17 protein-coding genes are annotated in these 18,885 nt (G+C 30.7%); 9 read left to right on the top strand and 8 right to left on the bottom strand.

Translation table 11 applies throughout. The annotated features are described in order from the left end of the window. On the bottom strand, positions 1–1,218 hold a 1,218-nt coding region (locus KJ971_05245), incomplete at its 3' end, for a 6-phosphofructokinase (GenBank protein ID MBU1145244.1). Between the two features lie 211 nt (positions 1,219–1,429). Between KJ971_05245 and KJ971_05240 the strand changes: the two genes are divergently transcribed. The 9 genes from KJ971_05240 to KJ971_05200 all read left to right on the top strand — a co-directional run bounded on the left by KJ971_05240 (position 1,430) and on the right by KJ971_05200 (position 11,524). Continuing rightward, the gene (locus KJ971_05240; GenBank protein MBU1145243.1) at positions 1,430–2,137 is read left to right on the top strand and encodes a DUF2202 domain-containing protein; all 708 of its coding nucleotides are present in this window, start codon (positions 1,430–1,432) and stop codon (positions 2,135–2,137) included. A 147-nt stretch (positions 2,138–2,284) separates the two neighbouring features. Further along, positions 2,285–3,265, top strand: coding sequence for a LacI family DNA-binding transcriptional regulator (locus tag KJ971_05235; GenBank protein ID MBU1145242.1), 981 nt, complete (start codon positions 2,285–2,287; stop codon positions 3,263–3,265). A gap of 132 nt (positions 3,266–3,397) precedes the next feature. Next, entirely contained in the window at positions 3,398–4,342 is a 945-nt protein-coding gene (locus tag KJ971_05230) for a carbohydrate kinase (GenBank protein ID MBU1145241.1), read from the top strand. A gap of 4 nt (positions 4,343–4,346) precedes the next feature. Beyond that, the gene (locus tag KJ971_05225) at positions 4,347–5,840 is read left to right on the top strand and encodes a glycosyltransferase (GenBank protein ID MBU1145240.1); all 1,494 of its coding nucleotides are present in this window, start codon (positions 4,347–4,349) and stop codon (positions 5,838–5,840) included. A gap of 188 nt (positions 5,841–6,028) precedes the next feature. Further along, the gene (locus KJ971_05220; protein MBU1145239.1) at positions 6,029–7,084 is read left to right on the top strand and encodes a sugar ABC transporter permease; all 1,056 of its coding nucleotides are present in this window, start codon (positions 6,029–6,031) and stop codon (positions 7,082–7,084) included. After that, positions 7,084–7,941 carry a carbohydrate ABC transporter permease gene (locus KJ971_05215; GenBank protein MBU1145238.1) on the top strand — a complete coding sequence of 286 codons (858 nt, stop codon included), beginning with the start codon at positions 7,084–7,086 and terminating at the stop codon, positions 7,939–7,941. The genes KJ971_05220 and KJ971_05215 overlap by 1 nt, the downstream gene beginning before the upstream one ends. 44 nt (positions 7,942–7,985) lie before the next feature. After that, entirely contained in the window at positions 7,986–8,339 is a 354-nt protein-coding gene (locus KJ971_05210; GenBank protein ID MBU1145237.1) for a hypothetical protein, read from the top strand. Between the two features lie 45 nt (positions 8,340–8,384). Then, positions 8,385–10,256, top strand: coding sequence for a family 65 glycosyl hydrolase (locus KJ971_05205; GenBank protein ID MBU1145236.1), 1,872 nt, complete (start codon positions 8,385–8,387; stop codon positions 10,254–10,256). Further along, positions 10,253–11,524, top strand: a complete 1,272-nt coding sequence (locus tag KJ971_05200; GenBank protein MBU1145235.1) for an extracellular solute-binding protein — start codon at positions 10,253–10,255, stop codon at positions 11,522–11,524. Before KJ971_05205 ends, KJ971_05200 begins: the two co-directional genes overlap by 4 nt. 81 nt (positions 11,525–11,605) lie before the next feature. Here KJ971_05200 and KJ971_05195 read toward each other — a convergent pair whose 3' ends face one another. The 7 genes from KJ971_05195 to KJ971_05165 form a co-directional block, all read right to left on the bottom strand. Next, the gene (locus KJ971_05195) at positions 11,606–12,496 is read right to left on the bottom strand and encodes an alpha/beta hydrolase (GenBank protein MBU1145234.1); all 891 of its coding nucleotides are present in this window, start codon (positions 12,494–12,496) and stop codon (positions 11,606–11,608) included. Positions 12,497–12,523: 27 nt separating this feature from the next. Next, entirely contained in the window at positions 12,524–13,456 is a 933-nt protein-coding gene (locus KJ971_05190) for an aldo/keto reductase (protein MBU1145233.1), read from the bottom strand. A 264-nt stretch (positions 13,457–13,720) separates the two neighbouring features. Further along, entirely contained in the window at positions 13,721–14,395 is a 675-nt protein-coding gene (locus tag KJ971_05185) for a helix-turn-helix domain-containing protein (GenBank protein MBU1145232.1), read from the bottom strand. 97 nt (positions 14,396–14,492) lie between these two features. Then, the gene (locus KJ971_05180; protein ID MBU1145231.1) at positions 14,493–15,371 is read right to left on the bottom strand and encodes a phosphotransferase; all 879 of its coding nucleotides are present in this window, start codon (positions 15,369–15,371) and stop codon (positions 14,493–14,495) included. Positions 15,372–15,437: 66 nt separating this feature from the next. Continuing rightward, positions 15,438–16,796, bottom strand: a complete 1,359-nt coding sequence (locus KJ971_05175; GenBank protein ID MBU1145230.1) for a hypothetical protein — start codon at positions 16,794–16,796, stop codon at positions 15,438–15,440. Positions 16,797–16,809: 13 nt separating this feature from the next. After that, on the bottom strand, positions 16,810–17,859 hold the full coding sequence (locus KJ971_05170; protein MBU1145229.1) for a beta-lactamase family protein: 1,050 nt from the start codon (positions 17,857–17,859) through the stop codon (positions 16,810–16,812). Positions 17,860–18,333: 474 nt separating this feature from the next. After that, positions 18,334–18,885: hypothetical protein (locus KJ971_05165; GenBank protein ID MBU1145228.1), on the bottom strand; the 552-nt coding region annotated here is incomplete at its 5' end.

Raw genomic sequence — 18,885 nt, 5'->3', positions numbered from 1 at the left:
TATCATTTTTGAAAATTGTTGGATTCCATCTTTATATTGGGGAGGATTTTCACCTTGGATTAATGGTAAGGCATATTCAAGAAATTTATCTGTAATTCCGTTTCCTTCTTTGTTTATCATATCCAGTGGAACGGTTTTTTCTTGATTAGCACAATCAGATAAAGGATGAAGTCCATACTCGATTTTATAAGGATTTGAACTTACCCGATTCAATGTAATCATTAAATCGGTTTCGTGACGTAATACAGCATTTACAGCGTGTCTTCCAACAAGAATTGCTTCCTCTACATCCGTTAAACTTTGGATGTGACTAGCCGCTCTTTGTGTCGATCCAAATTCAACAGATCTCGAAGGAATTCCTAAATCGGCTGAAACAATATTCGCAAGTTTTGCACTTACTCCACCTAATTGAAAATGCCCAAAAGCGTCTTTTAATCCGGAACTCGAACTAATGAAAATTCCTTCTTCATTTGTTATTCCTTCTGAAACCGCAATTAAACATTGTTTTTTCTCATGATATACTCTTTTGATATCTTCTTTAAATTGCTCCACAGAAAAAGGAATTTCAGGAAGATAAATCAAATCAGGCCCATATCCACTAATGGAGGCTATCGATGATGCCGCTGTAAGCCAGCCTGCGTGTCTACCCATAATTTCAACAATAGTTACTTTACCATTTGGATAAGCCAACATATCGTAACTAATTTCCATAATAGTATTTGAGATAAATTTTGCTGCACTTCCAAACCCTGGAGTATGATCAGTAAAGGGTAAATCATTATCTATGGTTTTTGGAATCCCTATTATAAAGCAATCATAATCAATGTGACTCATATAATCCGCTATTTTATAACAAGTATCCATAGAATCATTTCCGCCATTATATAGGAAATACCGGATATTATATTTTTGAAAAATATAAAGAAGTCGTATATAATCTGAATCATCTTCACGAAAATCTTTCATTTTATACCTAACAGATCCAAAAGCTGAACCAGGGGTATGTTTTAAAAGTTCGATATCTTCTTCTTTTTGCTTATTAATAAAGATGAAATCTTCGTTTAGCGCTCCTTTAATTCCATGTCTCATACAAATTACTTCACCAATTTCTTGGTGATGTTTTAAAGCTTCTGTAATCACTCCATAAGCGGAAGCATTAATAACACTAGTAGGTCCACCAGATTGACCATATAGTAAATTCCCTTTTAATTTCGCCATAAATCTCATCTCCTTGCGCTTCCATACTATAATATCAAATTATATTAAAACAAAAAAGAGATTTTCACTTTTTTTTACTGGTTTAGTGAAAAACATTTCTATTTTTACAAATCGACTCAAAATATGAGGTTTTTGTGAAGATTTGCATTATCCCAATATTTGCCATGATTTAACCGTATATTAGACAGAAAACAAACAGGAGGATATTAAAATGAAAAGAAATATTATGAAAGCTTTACTTGTTTTAGGATTTGTAATAATTGGTGGTTTTACTTTAACGCTTGTAAACGTTAGTGCAGAATCTGTATACGACGATGTTGTTGTAGAATTAGATACTGTCACAGATGAAACAAATACTAGTTATACCATCGAAGAAATGTTAAATTACGCACTTCAAGATGAGTATTTAGCTAGAGCTGAATACCTTGCAATTATTGAAACGTATGGTGAAATTCGTCCTTTCACAAATGTAATACTTGCGGAAGAAACACATATTAATTTATTGCTTCCTTTATTTGAAACATATGGAGTTACAGCAACAATAGATAATTCTGCAAATTACGTTGTCATTCCAGAATCAATCACTGCTGCGTATGCAACAGGAATCGATGCTGAACAAGCAAACATTACTATGTATGAAACTTTCTTAGCACAAACTGATTTACCAGACGATATTAAAAATGTATTCACTTATTTAAGAGATGCATCTATGAACCATTTAAATGCTTTTGAAAAAGATCATTACAGTTGCTTAGGAACTGATATGGTCAATCAAATAAAAAATCAATTTAGAAAAGGCAATCAAAATGGAACGGGAGAACAAACTATGAATCAATACAAAGGTAGCAATGGTAATCAAGGAACCGCTTATGCTTATAGCAAAACATCAGAATTTGAAGGAGTTTGCCCAAACTTGTAATAAATGAAAGACTTATAAACAATAAAAAGAATAATCGAGAATCGTCGGTTATTTTTTTTGTGGAACGATTTCCACATTTTTGTTTTATAAATCCATTCTGTATGTTAAAATAAAATAAACACCATACAATAGTGAAGGATGATGAATATGGCAAATATTAAAGAAGTTGCAAAAAAAGCAGGCGTTGGAATCGGAACCGTATCGAGAGTCATTAACAATTCTGGATATGTAAAAAAAGAAACTCGCGAAAAAGTTGAGAAAATTATTAAGGAAGTCAAATACTATCCAAATGAAATAGCAAGATCAATGACAACTCAACGAAATAATATCGTAGCTTTTTTACTTCCTAGTAGTTTGCATTTGTTTTTTGGAGAATTATTGTATCATGTGGAAGAAGAATTATTTAAGTCCGGTTACAAAGTAATGCTTTGTAATTCAAGTGAAAAAATTGAAAAAGAAATTGTATATTTAGATATGTTAAGAAATAACCGCGTAGATGCAGTCATTTTGCTTACAAACAATGATATTGAACAATATTTAGATAACACTTTGCCAATTCTCTCCTTTGATCGCAGGTTTACAAACATTCCTTTTGTAGCAAGTGACAATTATCAAGGTGGTATTTTAGCCGCAAAAAGACTTATAAAAAAAGGCTGTAAAAATTTTATGTTTATTGGTGATGATGCTCAAGGAGATAACACACCGGTTATTACAGAAGTAACCAAAAGAAGAAAAGGTTTTATTGAATATCTTGCAAATAATGGCATAACAAACATTACAAACATTGAATATCCACTAGGTGATTATTTTGTAAATCCGGAAGAAATTTACAAAATGATTTCAGTATACCCTGACGTTGATGGGATATTTACCGTTTCAGATGCTGTTGCCTATGCAGTTATCAAAGCACTAGAAAAAATGAATAAACGCGTACCAGAAGACGTTAAAGTGATAGGTTTTGATGGAGGAAGAAGCTTTTTAAATTTAGGAAAACGAATTACTTCTATTTCTCAATCTCCCCAATTAATTGCGAAAGCCATAAGTAGTATTATCACTAATTTCTATGCCAAAAAACCCATTGAAAACATCATTATTCCAGTTTGTTTTTCCGAAGGTGAAACTGCATAAAACAAAAAAAGAATTTTTTTTCCGAATTTCGTTTGACATCAGATTTAAAGAATGATATAATCCATTTGTAAGCGCTATTATTTTTTTACACCGATATGGAAACCTTTCCATAGACTTAAGAAGGGATCATTCATGCCAATTAAACATAAATTTGATTTCGATTTAAGTAAAATATACGATGTAGTTATCATAGGTGAAATTCTTGTTGACATCATTACTGATGACGATTTTAATAAAAGCTACCAATTATACGGTGGAAGTTCTGCCAATATCGCTTTAAATTTAAGACAATTAGGAATTCATTCTAAATTATATGGAAGCGTAGGAAACGATACTTTTGGATCTTTTTTGCTAGACAACTTAAACAATCATCAAATTAACTATAATGTTAACATAGTTCAAAAACCTACTTCTTTTGTAAAAGTTAATAAAAATGCATTATCTCCAACTCCTTCTTTTCATCGAAGTGCAGATTATTTCATTCCTTTTACAAGTGAATTAGAACAAGACTTAGCTCAAACAAAAATACTTCATTTTTCTTTTTGGCCTTTATCAAATGAGCCTAGCAGATCTACCTTGTTAAAATCCATTCAAATCGCAAAAGAACATCATGCCTTAATTGGTTTTGACCCTAATTATCATTCCATGCTTGATGATTCTATCCAATCTAATTTGACTTTATTAAAAGATATTTGCCAATACGTAGATATTATCAAACCAAGCTTTGATGATTCCAAACGAATTTTTGGAGATTGTTTTTCCATAGATCAACTTTTAACAAAATACCAAAAGTTAGGATGCAAACTTATTATCATGACTCTAGGTGAAAAAGGGTTGATTGCTAAATATAAAGATTCTATTATTTCATTTCCTACTTATGCTACTGAAATACTTGATTCTACAGGCGCAGGAGATGCATTTTGGAGTGGATTATATGGAGGCCTTTGTCAAGGAGAATCGATAGAAAATGCAATATCATATGGTCTTCAATGCAGCGCTTTAAACTTAAAAGTAATTGGCGCAAATGCTAATTTACCTGAAATTAATCAAATTAAATCTATGGTCGAAAGCAGGTAAAAATATGTATATCGCGTTTTTAAATCCTCAAGGTAATTTTGATAAATTCGATTCTTATTGGACGATGCACCCTGATTTTGGTGGCCAATTGGTTTATGTAAAAGAAATCGCTTCTTCTCTTGCTAAACTTGGACATCAAGTAGATATTATCACAAGACAATTTGATGATGGTGTTTTTCCTGAATTTAAGAATTCCTTTGATTTTTATGATTCAGAAAAGCAAGTAAGAATTGTAAGAATTCCTTGCGGTCCTACTACTTTCTTAAATAAAGAATATTTGTGGGATTATTTATCTGAATGGACTGAAAATATCATAAAATTTTTTGAAAATCAAGATAAGCTTCCAGACTTTCTTACAGGGCATTATGGAGATGGCGGTCTTGCATGTGCAATGATTAAACAAAGATTACATATTCCATATTCTTTTACTGGGCACAGCTTAGGTGCACAAAAACTAGATAAAATTGGTTTTACTTTAGAAAATTTTTCAGTCTTAGATGAAAAATATAAATTGTCCAAAAGAATCCTTGCTGAAAGAATTGCTATAAACAACGCAGATATTATTTTTGTTTCCACGAAACAAGAAAGAGATGAACAATATTTTCATCCTTTATATCAAGATGTTTCTGAAAAGAAATTACGAAGTGAAAGCTTTGTTATAAGCCCTCCTGGGGCAAACACTTCAACATTTTCTGAAACAAAAACAGAAAGCGACGCTTCGATATTTGATAAAATTCAAAAAGTGATTGAAAGAGATATTTCTGCCTCTCGAATCCGTTTTTCATTTATCATTCTAGCAAGTCGTCTGGATGCTAAAAAAAATCACATTTCGTTACTGAAAGCTTACGCAATGGATACCAATTTACAACTTAAATCAAATTTAATTATCTCTTTAAGAGGAATTCAAAATGCATTTATAGACTACTCAAACGCTAAAAAAGACGAGCTTTCTATTTTAGATGACATGATGAAGATTATTACCGATTATCATTTGATTGGAAAAGTCTGCTTTATTAGTGTTGATTCACAACAAGAGTTAGCTGCACTTTATAAATACTTGTCTTATCAAAAATCTGTTTTTGCTCTTACTTCTTTGTATGAACCTTTTGGACTTGCTCCGATTGAAGCAATGTGTTCAGGTTTGCCAGTTGTTGTAACTAAAAATGGCGGTCCAAGTGATGTGCTTTTGGAAAACAACGAATCTTTTGGCGTTTTAGTAGATCCTTTAAATCTTCTAGATATTCAAAAAGGGCTTCATGAAGTTTTTACTCATTATTTGTTTTATAAATCACAAGGTAAAAAACGTGTGGCATCAAAATATACATGGGATGCTTCGGCCTTGACCTATTATCAGGCAATCGTTAAATCACTTACATTAAACAATAAAGAAACATGCAAGCCCATTCCAGATTGCTTTGCAACCCCAAATCTTCAAACAAACGAATTAAATTATTTAAAAAATAAACTATTTAATCAAAAAGATGGAGAGTGTCTATGAGTAAAACACAAGTAAAACCCAAAAAGTTTTTTTTCAAACTTTGGATTTTAATTTTAGCAATCCCAATTGTATTTATTTACATTCCTATTCGAAACATCGTTTTACTTTCTATCAAATTATATTATAATTTCAAAATTCTAGTTTTAAAAATAAAGCTTACTAATTTAAATCGCAAAGAACAAAACAGAATGAATAAACAAAAAATCATAGAAATTAGTGATAATATTCTTGTTTTTCGTAATAAAACGTTATTTCCAATCAAAGAAAATAAATATACAGGCCAAAATAAAACATTAATATATTTGGATGATCACATTTCAGGATATACCAATAAAGCTCATAATAATCGTATCTTTATTTATTTTTTACTTCCTTCGTTAGGTGCATTCCTTGTTTTTGTTTTCACTCCTTTTATTATGGGTATTTATTATTCCATGACAAATTGGACTGGATTAAATACCGGTCACGAAACCTTTGTTTGGTTTCAAAACTATAAAACATTACTAAAAGATTATGCTTTCTTTTATTCATTCTACCGAACTGCTATTTACTCTGTTTTAAATATAGTTGTAATTAACGTTGTTGCTTTCTCACTTGCATTACTTGTTACCCAAAAATTAAAGCTGAAAAACATTTACCGGGCTGGTTTTTTTATGCCTAATCTGATTGGTGGTTTGGTTTTAGGGTATATTTGGCAATTTGTCTTTAATAATGCCGTAACAGCAATTGGTGGAGCATTTTCTGGCAGCTTAATAATTGATAGTCAAACAGCAATGTTTGCTTTAATTGTTGTTGTTACTTGGCAATATGCGGGATACATCATGATGATTTACATAGCCGCCATTCAAAACGTTCCTCAAGATTTGGTGGAAGCAAGTCAAATTGATGGAGCTACTGCATTACAACGATTGCGTCATATTACTTTTCCACTTGTAGCTCAAGCCTTTACCGTATCATTGTTCTTGACACTTGTTACATCTTTTAAACAATTTGATACCATCTCTAGTTTAACCGCAGGAGGACCACCTACTTTGCTTCCTGGTTGGATTGCAGATATGTATAATCTATCCTATGCTCCAGCAGTTAAATCGTTAAATTTAATGGCCATCAATATCTATAATGAAGCCTTTGTATTTTCTAAAATGGGTGTAGGACAAGCAAAAGCAATTATATTCTTTATCGCATTACTAGGATTTTCAATTGTTCAGGTTAATTACAATAAAAAAAGAGAGGTGGAATTATAATGAAAAAATTCTTCCGCGGAAAAATCTTTCTTGAAATTATTGCGTTTTTATTGCTAATTGCCTTTTTCTTACCTTTCTTTATTATTGTAATAAATGCTGGAAAAACTTCATCAGAAATCATTAATACTCCACTTGCTTTACCTTCAGACTTTCTTCAGTTTTTTAGAAATGTAATTATGATATTTAACAATGATAACGTTAAATATTTCGAAGCATTCTTTAATTCCATTATTATCACTTCCGCAAGTTTAATAGCCATAGGCGTTTTCAGTGGTATGGCTGCTTGGGTTTTAGTTCGAACGAAAACAAAGTATTCTTACTTAATTTTTATGTTCTTCTTAAGTGGAATGGTTATTCCTTTCCAAGTTGTTATGTTACCACTTGTCAGTTTACTTGAAATCTTAACAAATTTAACTGGCATTCCTTTAAAAGATACTTACCAAGGTGTCATTCTAGCTTATATAGGCTTTGGAGCACCTCTTAGCATCTTCTTGTTTCACGGTTTTATTAAGTCAATTCCTATTGATATTGAAGAAGCTGCAATCATTGATGGTTGTACAAAACCTCAACTTTACTTCCGCATCATTCTTCCTATTTTAAAACCAATATTTGTTACTTTACTTGTTTTAAATGGTATGTGGATTTGGAATGATTATTTACTCCCATTATTAATTATTGGAGTAAATGGTAAAGTTAGAACTCTTCCTTTGGCTGTTGCTAACTTAGCTGGTTCTTACGTTAGAGAATGGGACATGATTCTTACAAGCGTCGTTTTAGCTGCTTTACCAGTAATCGTTTTGTTCTTATTTGCTCAAAAACATATTATTAAAGGAATGACTTCTGGAGCTATTAAATAAATCGTTACTAAACTATCCCGAAATACATGTGAATGAGGTTTAAAATGAAAAATATAATCCGCAACAATCGTACAAATACAACAGAATTATTTATAGATGAATCTATCTTTTCACTTGCAAATGGCATCATGGGTGTAAGAGGTAATTTTGTTGAAGGGTATGGTCTAGATCATTACAAACAAACATATTTAAATGGCTTTTACAATTTATATGATTATAAATACGAAGAAAATTCAGTGAATTTCCCTCAGCAAGGTGAACGTGTTATCAATATTTTAGATGGTCAATCTATTACGTTTTACGTAAAGGAAAAACCGATAAATTTATCTACTTGTACGCTTATTTCTTTAAAAAGAACGTTTGATTTAACAAGTGGTTTCACGATTCGAAAATGCTAATATCAAACAGAAGATGGTTTTATTTTTGAAATTCAAGAGGAGAAAATGGTTTCTTTTTATCAAAAAGAACTTCTTCTTCTTCGAATTCAATTTTCTTCTATTAATTACACAGGTGATGTTTTAATTACTTCTAGTTTGCAACTTCCAGATAATCGAATCGAAAAATCAATGGATCCGAGAATTAATAGTTCTTCTCATAAAGAACTAGATATTTCGAAAAAAACACTGAAAGCTCCTTTTGCTAGTATTTATGCTAGTACTACTAAAAGTCATTTAAATTTAGTTGCATCCATTGCTCACAATCAAGAATTTCAGTATTCATCTACTGATATAGGAATTGATGGATCAATTCTTGTAACAATACATCCCAACACAAAATTTGCTTTTACAAAATATGTTGTCTTTACCACTGATTTAAATCATCAAGATTTAGAAAAAGAAAATTTAACTGTTTTAACTAATGCATTAAATAAAGGTTTTGATTTCTATCTTACAAAACAAAAAGAATATTTGAATTCATTTTGGGAAAAATCAGAAGTGAAAATCATTGGAAACGATTACCTTGATTTCATGATGCATTACAGTTTGTATCAATTAAATGCAAGTCACGCCAATCAAAAAGAATTTAATATTGCTTCTAAAGGGCTAAGCGGCGAGGGATATGAAGGACACTACTTCTGGGATACTGAAATTTATATGTTTCCATTCTTCTTGTATACTGATGCACCTAAAGCAAAATCACTTTTGATGAATCGCTACATACATTTATCACAGGCCAAAGAAGCAGCACTTAAACTAGGAGCAAAAACTGGGGCTAAAATTCCTTGGAGAACCATTAGTGGAAATGAATTATCTCCTTACTTCCCCGCAGGTAGTGCTCAATATCATATTAACAGCGATGTAGCATATACTATTATAAAATACATTGAAGTCACAAACGATTTAGATTTTTTGTTTCAATATGGTTTTGAAATGTTAGTTGAAACCGCTAGATTTTTACTTGATGTTGGAAATTTTTCAAAAGATGGTTTCCATTTAAATTCAGTAACTGGTCCAGATGAATATACAACTCTTGTTAATGATAACTATTATACAAATGCTATGGCGAAATTTCATTTTGAATCAATCGTTTCTTATTTTCAACTTTATAATGAAGATTTAACGAATGTTATTTCTAAAATTAATTTAACCATAAATGAAATAAGAAATTTTGAAAAAGCAGCTAAACAAATGACGTTTTTCTTTGATACAGAAAAAAACATCTATGCTCAAGACGAATCTTTTTTGCAAAAACAAATTCTGGATTTGACTTTGATTCCTAAAGGAAATTTTCCACTTTTATTACATTATCATCCTTTATTTATTTATCGTCAACAAGTACTAAAACAAGCAGATACTCTACTTGCAATGTTTTTATTAAATTTTCACGATGAAGACATCTTACAGGATACATTTAATTATTACTTACCTTTGACGACACATGATTCAAGCCTATCTAAGTGCATACACAGCATCGTTGCAGCAAAACTGGGTGCCACCGATATTGCATATGATTATTTGTTAGATGTAGTCAAAATTGATTTTGAAAACACTTATAACAATACCGATCATGGTTTACATATTGCGAATTTAGGTGGATCTTATTTAGCCATACTTCATGGATTACTTGGACTTAGAACCGAATATAATAATCTCCTTATTCACCCAGTTTTGCCAAAACAAATTACAGGCTTTGAATTGAAAATTTTTTATAAAGGAGTAAATCTTCACTTTTTGGTGAATCGACAACTTTCCATATATGTCGATAAACCAATTCAAATTGGTGTTTACAATGAACTTGTTTTCATAGAAAACGAATACCATTGTGAATTATATATTCAAAAGACTAAATCAAAAAAAATAGGAGGAAACAAATGAAAAAATTATTATTGCTTTTAGTCGCTTTTGTAACAGTATTTTCCGTAATGGGTTGTACCGAAACCGTTACAACTACTACAGTCCCACAATTAGACACTTCCTTAGTTATCTTTCAAAATAAGGTTGAAATCAACGCAACGTTAACTGCTTATGCCGAAGCTTGGGGATTAGCAAATAACATTGATGTTGAAGTCGTTACTTGTGGAGGGGACTCCTGTACTTATGCAACTCAAATTCTTGCTGAATTCCAAAAAGCCGTTCAACCTGACATCTTCGTAATTGAAGGTATGGGTGGTTACGATCTATATGCTGATAAGATTTATCCATTAGATGGAGAAACTTGGCTAACAGATACGGATTTAGAATTTGTAGTTGACGGAGTTACTTATGGATTCCCAGTTGCAGTTGAAGGTTGGGGAATGGCTTACAATTTAGAAATTCTTACAGCTGCTGGTGTTGATCCTGCTGACTTAACAAATTTAGCCGCTTATGAAACTGCTTTTGCTGCTATCCAAGCTTATTATGATACAGAAAATATGGATGATTATGCAGTTTTATCAATGGCAGCCGGCGGTACAGGTATGACTTGGGTTACTGGATTACATAATTTCAATGGCTACTTATCATCAGGATTAGCATATGATGACTCTTCCATTATCGATGACCTAAACGCTGGTATTGCAAACGATGCAAGACTTGCTGCTTTAGCAGATTGGGTTGAATTATTATTTGAATATGCTGACGAGACTGTATTAGCTAGTGGAACTTATGACACCCAAATTCAATTATTTGACAGTGGACATGCTGCTTTTATCCACCAAGGTAACTGGATTGATCCAAACTTAGACGAAGCTGATTTTACAATGGGATATGCTCCTCATGCTGCATTTACTGGCGAAAATACTTCTATCTTTGTAAGTGCACCTTCTTATTATGTTGTGAATAGTGCATCTGCAAACATTGCAACTGCAAAAGCATTCTTACAAGATTTAGCTTCTACAACTGCTGGACACGAGTATATGGTAAATGACGCTAAAATGGTTCCTGCGTTCAAATCTGTTACTCTAACTCCTTCTACTCCATTATCAGCTGCAGTAGCTGAATGGATGGCATCAGGTGATGTTTATGCTTGGTGGCAAAATGATATGCCTAGTGGATTTGGAATGGAAACAATAGGACCTATCTACACACTTTATGCAAATGGTACTCTTACTAAAGCTCAATTTATTGCTCAAATCAAGGGTGCAATAGAAGGTTTAGCTGAATAAAATTTCCATAATTTACTTATCATTCAATTTTTACATAAAAAGAGAAGTGTGCTTTTACACTTCTCTTTTTTTGTATGTAATTTAGTGTTTAATTAATTCAACTATCTGCTTTACCGCAAGTTTCCCCTCTGGGATGGGAAGAAGCGGAAAATCATGACACATTCCAATATATTCATAGTAATTAATTGATAACCCTTCTTTGATTGCCTTTTCTTTTAATAATACGCAATCAGGCCATAGTATATCGAAAGTTCCAATAAAAAGACTAATGGGAGGAAGATTTTTTAAATCACCGTTTATAGGGCTTAACAAATAATGATTTGGATTTGTATTTTTTGACCATTGTTTTGCAATTTCTCGTCCGCCAATCACTCCAAGCATCTTATCACTTGGTTCTACATCTTTAATTTTAGGATTTTCAAGCATCAAATCAAGGTATGGTGAAATTAAGATAATTTGACTTGGTTGTTTAAGTTTTTTTGTTTTTAATAACATTGAAAAGGCTAAAGCAAAGCCTCCACCTGCAGAATCTCCCATTAAAATTAAATTGGAAGGGTTTTGCAATTTATACATTTTTTGATACACTTTTAATACTTGATCAAACGATTCTTGAAAGGAATAGGTTGGTGTTTTTGGATAAATGGGCACCAATATGTTTGCATCAGTTTCTTTATGGATTTTATGTAAAAAATCCCAGTGTTGTGGAGAAGGATTTTCAATATAGGTTCCACCATGTAAATAAAAAATATGTTTATTGCCTTTACCACTAATAATAAAACAAGGTAATCCTTCAATTTTTAGTTCTTTTGTAAATAATTTATACTTTAAAGGAATTTTATATGGTTTTTGGTTCTCAATACGCTTTTTTTCAATGTATTTTTGTGCAAGTTCTTTGCTTGAATACATTTTTTTAGAACCGCGAAGTGTAATAATTAAAGAAACTATTTTACTTGCAAAACTAACTTTTGGCACAACTTTCATCCTTTCCTTTATATATTTTTACCAAGAAAGAGGTTTGTTTTTTAATTGTTGATTGTATAAATCAATAAAAGATTGTTTTAGTTTATATGGAAACTCAAAAGCCTCTGCTTCTAGGTTTGCACTTAGTTGTTCTAGGTTTTTAATTCCTGGAATAACAGCTGTAACAGCATCAAAACTCCAAATGAAACCTAATGCATATTTTGTTAAATCAGTATCATTTGTCATTCTTTTCATTTTTTCTACTAAGTCTGCTCTTCGTTTGATGGATTCTTGATTCCATCTTGAGCGAACTCCAGTAAACGTAGAATGTTGATTGTATTTTCCTGTTAACCATCCTGAATCAAGAGGAACTTTTGCAATTAAAGCAATCTTCTTAGATTTTACAAAAGTAAAAATAGGCGCTGGCGCTTGAAAAAACACATTAAATAAAAGTTCGATTACTTGACAATCAGTTTTTTCAATTGTAGTTTTCAGTTCTTGATATGTATCTATACTTACTCCATATGCTTTAATAAGCCCTAATTCTTTTAATCTTTTTAGTTCAGTAAAATGACCCGTTTTACCCGATAAAATATCTGGCTCCGGATTATGTAAAATAAGACTATCAATGTAAGTCGTATCTAATCTTTTTAAACTGTCTCTTAAAGATGGTTCAATTGCTTCAACAGAAAAATCAGATGTTCCATCAACTTTGTGGCCAAATTTCGTATTAATTACGACTTTTTCTCTTTGTCCCTTGATTCCTTTTCCAATAATGATTTCACTCAGTCCTGCAGCATATCCTGGAGAAGTATCAAAAAAGGTTATGCCTTTATTAATGGCATCTTTTACTAACTTAACCCCTTCTTCCTCGGTCATTTCTCCCCAAAAAGATTCATTCCCTAATTGCCACGCGCCAAAACCTAATCGACTAATGGTTAACCCTGTTTTTCCATAAGGTTTATAGTTCATATAATTTACACGTTTTTTGCATATTACAAACTTCCATTTTATAATTTATATCTTTATTCATAATTAAAATACCTCCGTAATGAAGAACCATTCTATTATATCACATATTCATCTTGAATTCACAATTTCACATGATTATACTAAGAATAATGTAATTAGCCTTTTTATTTAAAAATATAAAAATGCCAAGGATTTAGTAACCACTTGACATTTAATATGATTTTATATTATGTTAGAAAAAAGGTGAACTTCTACGACAAAATATTATGCAAATATAAGATCATCTAATTTTGTCTTCATATGCTTTTTTGCTTTTAAGAATTGAACAAATCGATAAATGATAATTCCATAAAAAGCATAGCTTATTATAAAGTAAGTTATTATAATCCACATTAATTTATCCGATTTTGATAGTTCTTTTATTTTAATAATATCAATTGCAATAACAACCTGATAGATAAGTCCAAAAAAACCATAAACAAACAAAGGAACAATCCACATCATCATCGATTCCAAATAATCAAGATTTGAAAATTGAACGCCTTTTTTCATTAAAATGAAAATGGTAAGAAGAAAAGCTACGGCAAATACCATTGGCATCAAAAGAATTGTGTCTCTTATCCATAATTTTTTCTTTTGCAAATACAAAACTTTTAGATTTAGATAAATATTGGAATGGATATCTTCTTTGGTTTCGTTTTGTTTTGTCTCTGAAAGAAAAGGAATGAATAATTCTCCTTTTAGTATTTCATCTACAGAAACTTCTAAAATCTCTGATAACTTTAACAAAAGAAGTGTATCTGGCAACCCTCGCCCATTTTCCCATTTGGAAACTGCTTTATTTGAAACTCCTACTAAGTCTCCAAGTTGTGCTTGACTATATCCTTTTCTCTTCCTTATTTCACATATAAAATTTCCGATTTTATAATATTCATCCATTGATATATCTCCTTGTTTTTAGTACATTATATCACAAATGAAACTGCTTTTTTTAACTCAAATGTCTACGTATAGTAGAACCTGTAAAATCACATTATTATTTGTTGTACCACGTTGGAATTTCTAACTTAAAATAGTCATACCACATCATAATATCTTCTAAAGCTTTATAAGCGACTTTAATTTCTTCTTCTCCAAATTTTTTAGCCCAGACAATATGACCTAGTAAAGATTCAGCCACATAAAATTTTAATAATGGAAAAAAATCATCGGGAACGTTATCATCAAAATAACCATCTATCATTCCAGTCATAAAATAAGTGCTTGTATAGACATTCCAAACAAAACATTTGAATTCTTCATAAGGATCTCCTGAATCAATTTTATCAAAATCAATGATTCCTATTTTTCCGTCATGAATAATCATGTTTCCAACATGATAATCTCCATGTTGAAATACTTGTTTTCTATTTTTATATAGAGCCCGATTGCTATTCACATAATGAATTATCAAGTCTTTATAAGGTAAATCAATGTTAAACAACACTAAATCATTCATCTTCTTTTCAAGTTTTCTGTCCATTCTCTCTTCCCAATCAGTTGCACTTTTAAAAGAAGGAATGGAGTGAATTACTTGTAAAGTGCTTCCCGCTTCTCGTCCGAGATTGTATTGTTGACTCTGAGACAACGTAGGGATGATTATTTGAGCATCTTCTCCCTCTAGGTAAGATAATATAGTATATACTCTTCCATCTTTTAAATGGCCAAATTCGATGGGTTGGGAACAAGAAATGTTTTTCGTTTTTAAAACTTGAAGCATTTCAAATTGATATTTCTTTTTTTGATATAAAGCCGCATCTGAAATTCTTAAAAGCAAATGTTCGTTATTATTTGTGGTAATAAGGTATTTTTCATCATTTGACCAACCTTTTTCAATTTTAGTATAATGATATTTTTTAGTTAACTCTTCAAACATTTGCTTCACATCCTTATGTTTGGTTATATTATGTAAGTGAAATTCGCTTTTCTTACCAGATAAATACTATTCCGATTTAAACTCCCAACTCAAATCAAATTGATTGTCAAAATCTGTTTTAACTTGAATTAAAATATTACAGCCCAGTTCTACATAAATACGAACAATATCTTCGTTAAAAAACAGTCCGTTGTTAATCCACAAGCCACTATCAGTCTCAACCGATAAATCAATATACCCGGAGGATGTAGCGCTTTCTAAAATCAAATATCTTTTTTCTTGTGAAGCGTCTAACTCATCACTCAATTCATTTATTAAAGTACTTGGATTTTCTACTACAATTATTCCTGTAGCAAGTGACCTCAACCAATTAATATTCAAATTTACTTCATAATTTTTTGGTGGAAAATAAAGGTAATATATGCCTGCCTCTTCAATATTAAAATGACCATTACAATCATTGATTTTATTTAAATTTGTATCATATACATCTAACAGATCAAGATTTGAATTGTTATAATTAAATATCGGCAAGTAATAATAACCTTCGTCAAAATAATAACTAATATAATTATTTAGCCCATTTGGAAAAATAAAATCAAAATTGTTAGCATAATTATGAATAAAATAACTAGTTCCTGCTTCGCTTGAAGTTGCAAGGAAGTATTCGGTTCTATCAATACTTTGTCGTTGAAAAGAATCCACATAATTGATTTCAGTAGTTATTTCATAGGACTGTAAGCTACTACTAGAAGATGTATTAATTTGATATTTGTCCGTTTTTAGCTTTATAACAATTTGATTATCAAAAAATTCATAATCAATGATAACTAAATCGCTTGATTTAATCGCACTTGAGCTTGTTAATCCTAACGTGTTTGTCGCATAATCAGAATCATATTTAAACAAATCTTTTAATGGAAGGGTTGCTTCATAATGCGTTTCACTTAATTTTTCATAATCTGCATAGGTTTGCAAATAAATATAATTATCATATTCCGATATTAATTCTGATATATAATCTGTTAAGGGTTGATTATCTAGGTCATCTTCTGTAATCAAAGTTTCATTTAAACGATAAAATGATTTTTCGAATTTATAGATAAATTCATCTTCAATAAAAACTAATAATTCCTTTATTCTTGTAGAACCAGAATATTCTGTATTATAAAAATATTGATTCACCAGATCGTATTCCACAACACTACTATAGGATTTTTGATAATTCAACTCTTCATCTTCATAATCCGTTGTTATAATCATATTTGTATTAATTTGTTTTATACAATCAGTTTCTGAGGGATAACTATTCATTAAATGAAGAAGTTCTTCTCGGTAAAGTGTTGACTTTGAAGACTGACACCCTATTAATGTTGAAATAAGTATCAAAAGAGCTACAATCGAGATTTTTTTTACATAAATCAATTTTATTCCTCCTCTAAGCTTTTTTATAGTTTGTCACTTCGATAATTTTTTTTTGATTATCCTGAACGATTGAATCTAAAAAGTCAACTATTACGCGATAATTTCGTTTCAATGCTCTATATAATTGTGACCCAATTCTATTCACATGTTGTAAATTAATATCTACCGTTGCTAATATCGTAATGGCGATGTGTCTTCTCTTATCAAACAAAGCATAAGAACGAAAACGTCCTTGCCCTCCAATGTGCCAATAAAACTTACCATTTAAAAATGAATTCCAAGAAAATCCTGAGAAAATATTTTTTTGAAACGTTTTAGAATATTTTTCGTGAGACATATTTAAATATTCGTTTTTCTCGTCATATTGATATTTTAAGAAAACCAACATATCTTTTACGGAGGAATACATTCCTCCAGAAGCCAAAAACGGATTATCATCTTCCCAGATCCATGAGTAGCCACAATTTTTCGATTCTGTTAGATTAAAATAATTAGTTTCTTTCAATCCAATATCATTGGTTATGTATTCTTTAATAACTTCAATATACGGTCTGTTTTCGATTTTTTCAATAATCAAAGCCAATATGGCATAATTAAAATCAGAATAACAGTATTTTTTAATTCTCTTTGGTTTCTTTGTCTTAAGATAAGAATATACCCAGTCTCTTTTTATCCCCTCGTAGATATTTTTTTTATTAAAACCATTAAAAACCATAACTTTTATTGTTGGTATTCTAGGAATAAAAAATGAGTATCCCGAAGAGTGGGTTAAAAGTTCTAAAATGGTAGGATAGTAAATATTTTTATTCAGCTCTAGATAAGAATCAAGATGATCAGATAGCGATATTTTATTTTGAAATAGGAGTTTAGCTAAGTAGGAACCAATAAAAGTTTTACTAATTGACCCTAATCCAAATTTAATATTTTTTCTATCCTCAGTTTCGCCAAAATTATAGTAGTGTTCTTGATTATCGATACTAAATCCAATGGATACAAATGAATGTTTACTCTTTTTGAAATGTTTATAAATTAATTCGGAAAATTCAGTAATGTTTTTCGTCATTTTATTTCCTTTCTTTTCAAATTAATATTTATTTTTGTATTTGATAGAAATGAATTCATAATATTTTACTAACATTTATAACGTAATTATATCAAAATTTAAACTCAAATAGTTTTATCTAAGAGAAAAAGTTTAAATTTTTTCTTCCTGTGGTAATACAATAGGCATTTTCAACAAAAAAAATGCATTTTCTCTTCATTTAATCAAATCAAAAGTTTATGCACTTTAACATTTATCATTTTTACTATCTGTGTATGACTACTTATTTTGATACATTTACGCCACCCTACTTTATTCTGCATTTATTATCTGGGACTACTGTTCAAAAAACATACCAATCCAGCAAGGTTGATATAATATATGACCCATACTTAAAAAGCTTTTTCATAATTTTATTCCCTCAAACAGTTAGAAACTATCACAGTAAATTCTGGTGTTGTCACTCTATTTGCAGCGTCTATAATACCCGCTTTTTCATAGCGGTGCATGAGGCGGAGTGTTGTTCTTAATTGAATCCTTTAATTTTCTTACACAAGAGTTTAATTCTAACGGATTTATATAGTTCGCTAATTTTATTTTACTACTTGTCTGCTTTAATGCGCTAACAAAATCCAATTGTAACTTTTTTAGACACTTAACAATTTCTTCCTCTTTCTCAAATTCTAACAGTGGAATTGGAGATAACATTAATCCAGCAAACAGAGATTCTTTTACTTCTAGAATCTCATCACGTGTGTGTTCATCACTACAAAATCCAATTATATCTACAACATATTTGTCTAAGAAGTTCCCTGAGTGACAATATGCATCTAGTTCCGCGCTTTTTATATTTGAATTGTAACTAACATAACCAATAAGAACCTCTTCATCAAGGAGTCTCAATAACTCTTCTTCTGAGTAAACAAAAAAATCAGCAACTTTATCTTTTTCGTAATGCGGATTAAAAAACCTATACAAATTGGTGTCTGCTGGACAATAGACCATTGCATGTTTACCAGTGTTCAAATTAATACCAATCATTAATTT

Source organism: Bacillota bacterium, assembly GCA_018818595.1.
In the GTDB taxonomy this organism is placed as follows: Bacteria; Bacillota_I; Bacilli_A; order Izemoplasmatales; family Hujiaoplasmataceae; genus JAHIRM01.
The sequence above is the reverse complement of the archived record's forward strand: the minus strand, read 5'-3'. Positions and strand labels throughout refer to the sequence as shown.

What these genes read in the sequence shown, in the direction of transcription:
- KJ971_05240 (MBU1145243.1), top strand. Translation starts at nt 1,430, where the DNA reads ATGAAAAGAAATATTATGAAAGCTTTACTTGTTTTAGGATTTGTAATA.
- KJ971_05235 (MBU1145242.1), top strand. Translation starts at nt 2,285, where the DNA reads ATGGCAAATATTAAAGAAGTTGCAAAAAAAGCAGGCGTTGGAATCGGA.
- KJ971_05230 (MBU1145241.1), top strand. Translation starts at nt 3,398, where the DNA reads ATGCCAATTAAACATAAATTTGATTTCGATTTAAGTAAAATATACGAT.
- KJ971_05225 (MBU1145240.1), top strand. Translation starts at nt 4,347, where the DNA reads ATGTATATCGCGTTTTTAAATCCTCAAGGTAATTTTGATAAATTCGAT.
- KJ971_05220 (MBU1145239.1), top strand. Translation starts at nt 6,029, where the DNA reads ATGAATAAACAAAAAATCATAGAAATTAGTGATAATATTCTTGTTTTT.
- KJ971_05215 (MBU1145238.1), top strand. Translation starts at nt 7,084, where the DNA reads ATGAAAAAATTCTTCCGCGGAAAAATCTTTCTTGAAATTATTGCGTTT.
- KJ971_05210 (MBU1145237.1), top strand. Translation starts at nt 7,986, where the DNA reads ATGAAAAATATAATCCGCAACAATCGTACAAATACAACAGAATTATTT.
- KJ971_05205 (MBU1145236.1), top strand. Translation starts at nt 8,385, where the DNA reads ATGGTTTCTTTTTATCAAAAAGAACTTCTTCTTCTTCGAATTCAATTT.
- KJ971_05200 (MBU1145235.1), top strand. Translation starts at nt 10,253, where the DNA reads ATGAAAAAATTATTATTGCTTTTAGTCGCTTTTGTAACAGTATTTTCC.
- KJ971_05190 (MBU1145233.1), bottom strand. Translation starts at nt 13,456, where the DNA reads ATGAACTATAAACCTTATGGAAAAACAGGGTTAACCATTAGTCGATTA.
- KJ971_05185 (MBU1145232.1), bottom strand. Translation starts at nt 14,395, where the DNA reads ATGGATGAATATTATAAAATCGGAAATTTTATATGTGAAATAAGGAAG.
- KJ971_05180 (MBU1145231.1), bottom strand. Translation starts at nt 15,371, where the DNA reads ATGTTTGAAGAGTTAACTAAAAAATATCATTATACTAAAATTGAAAAA.
- KJ971_05170 (MBU1145229.1), bottom strand. Translation starts at nt 17,859, where the DNA reads ATGACGAAAAACATTACTGAATTTTCCGAATTAATTTATAAACATTTC.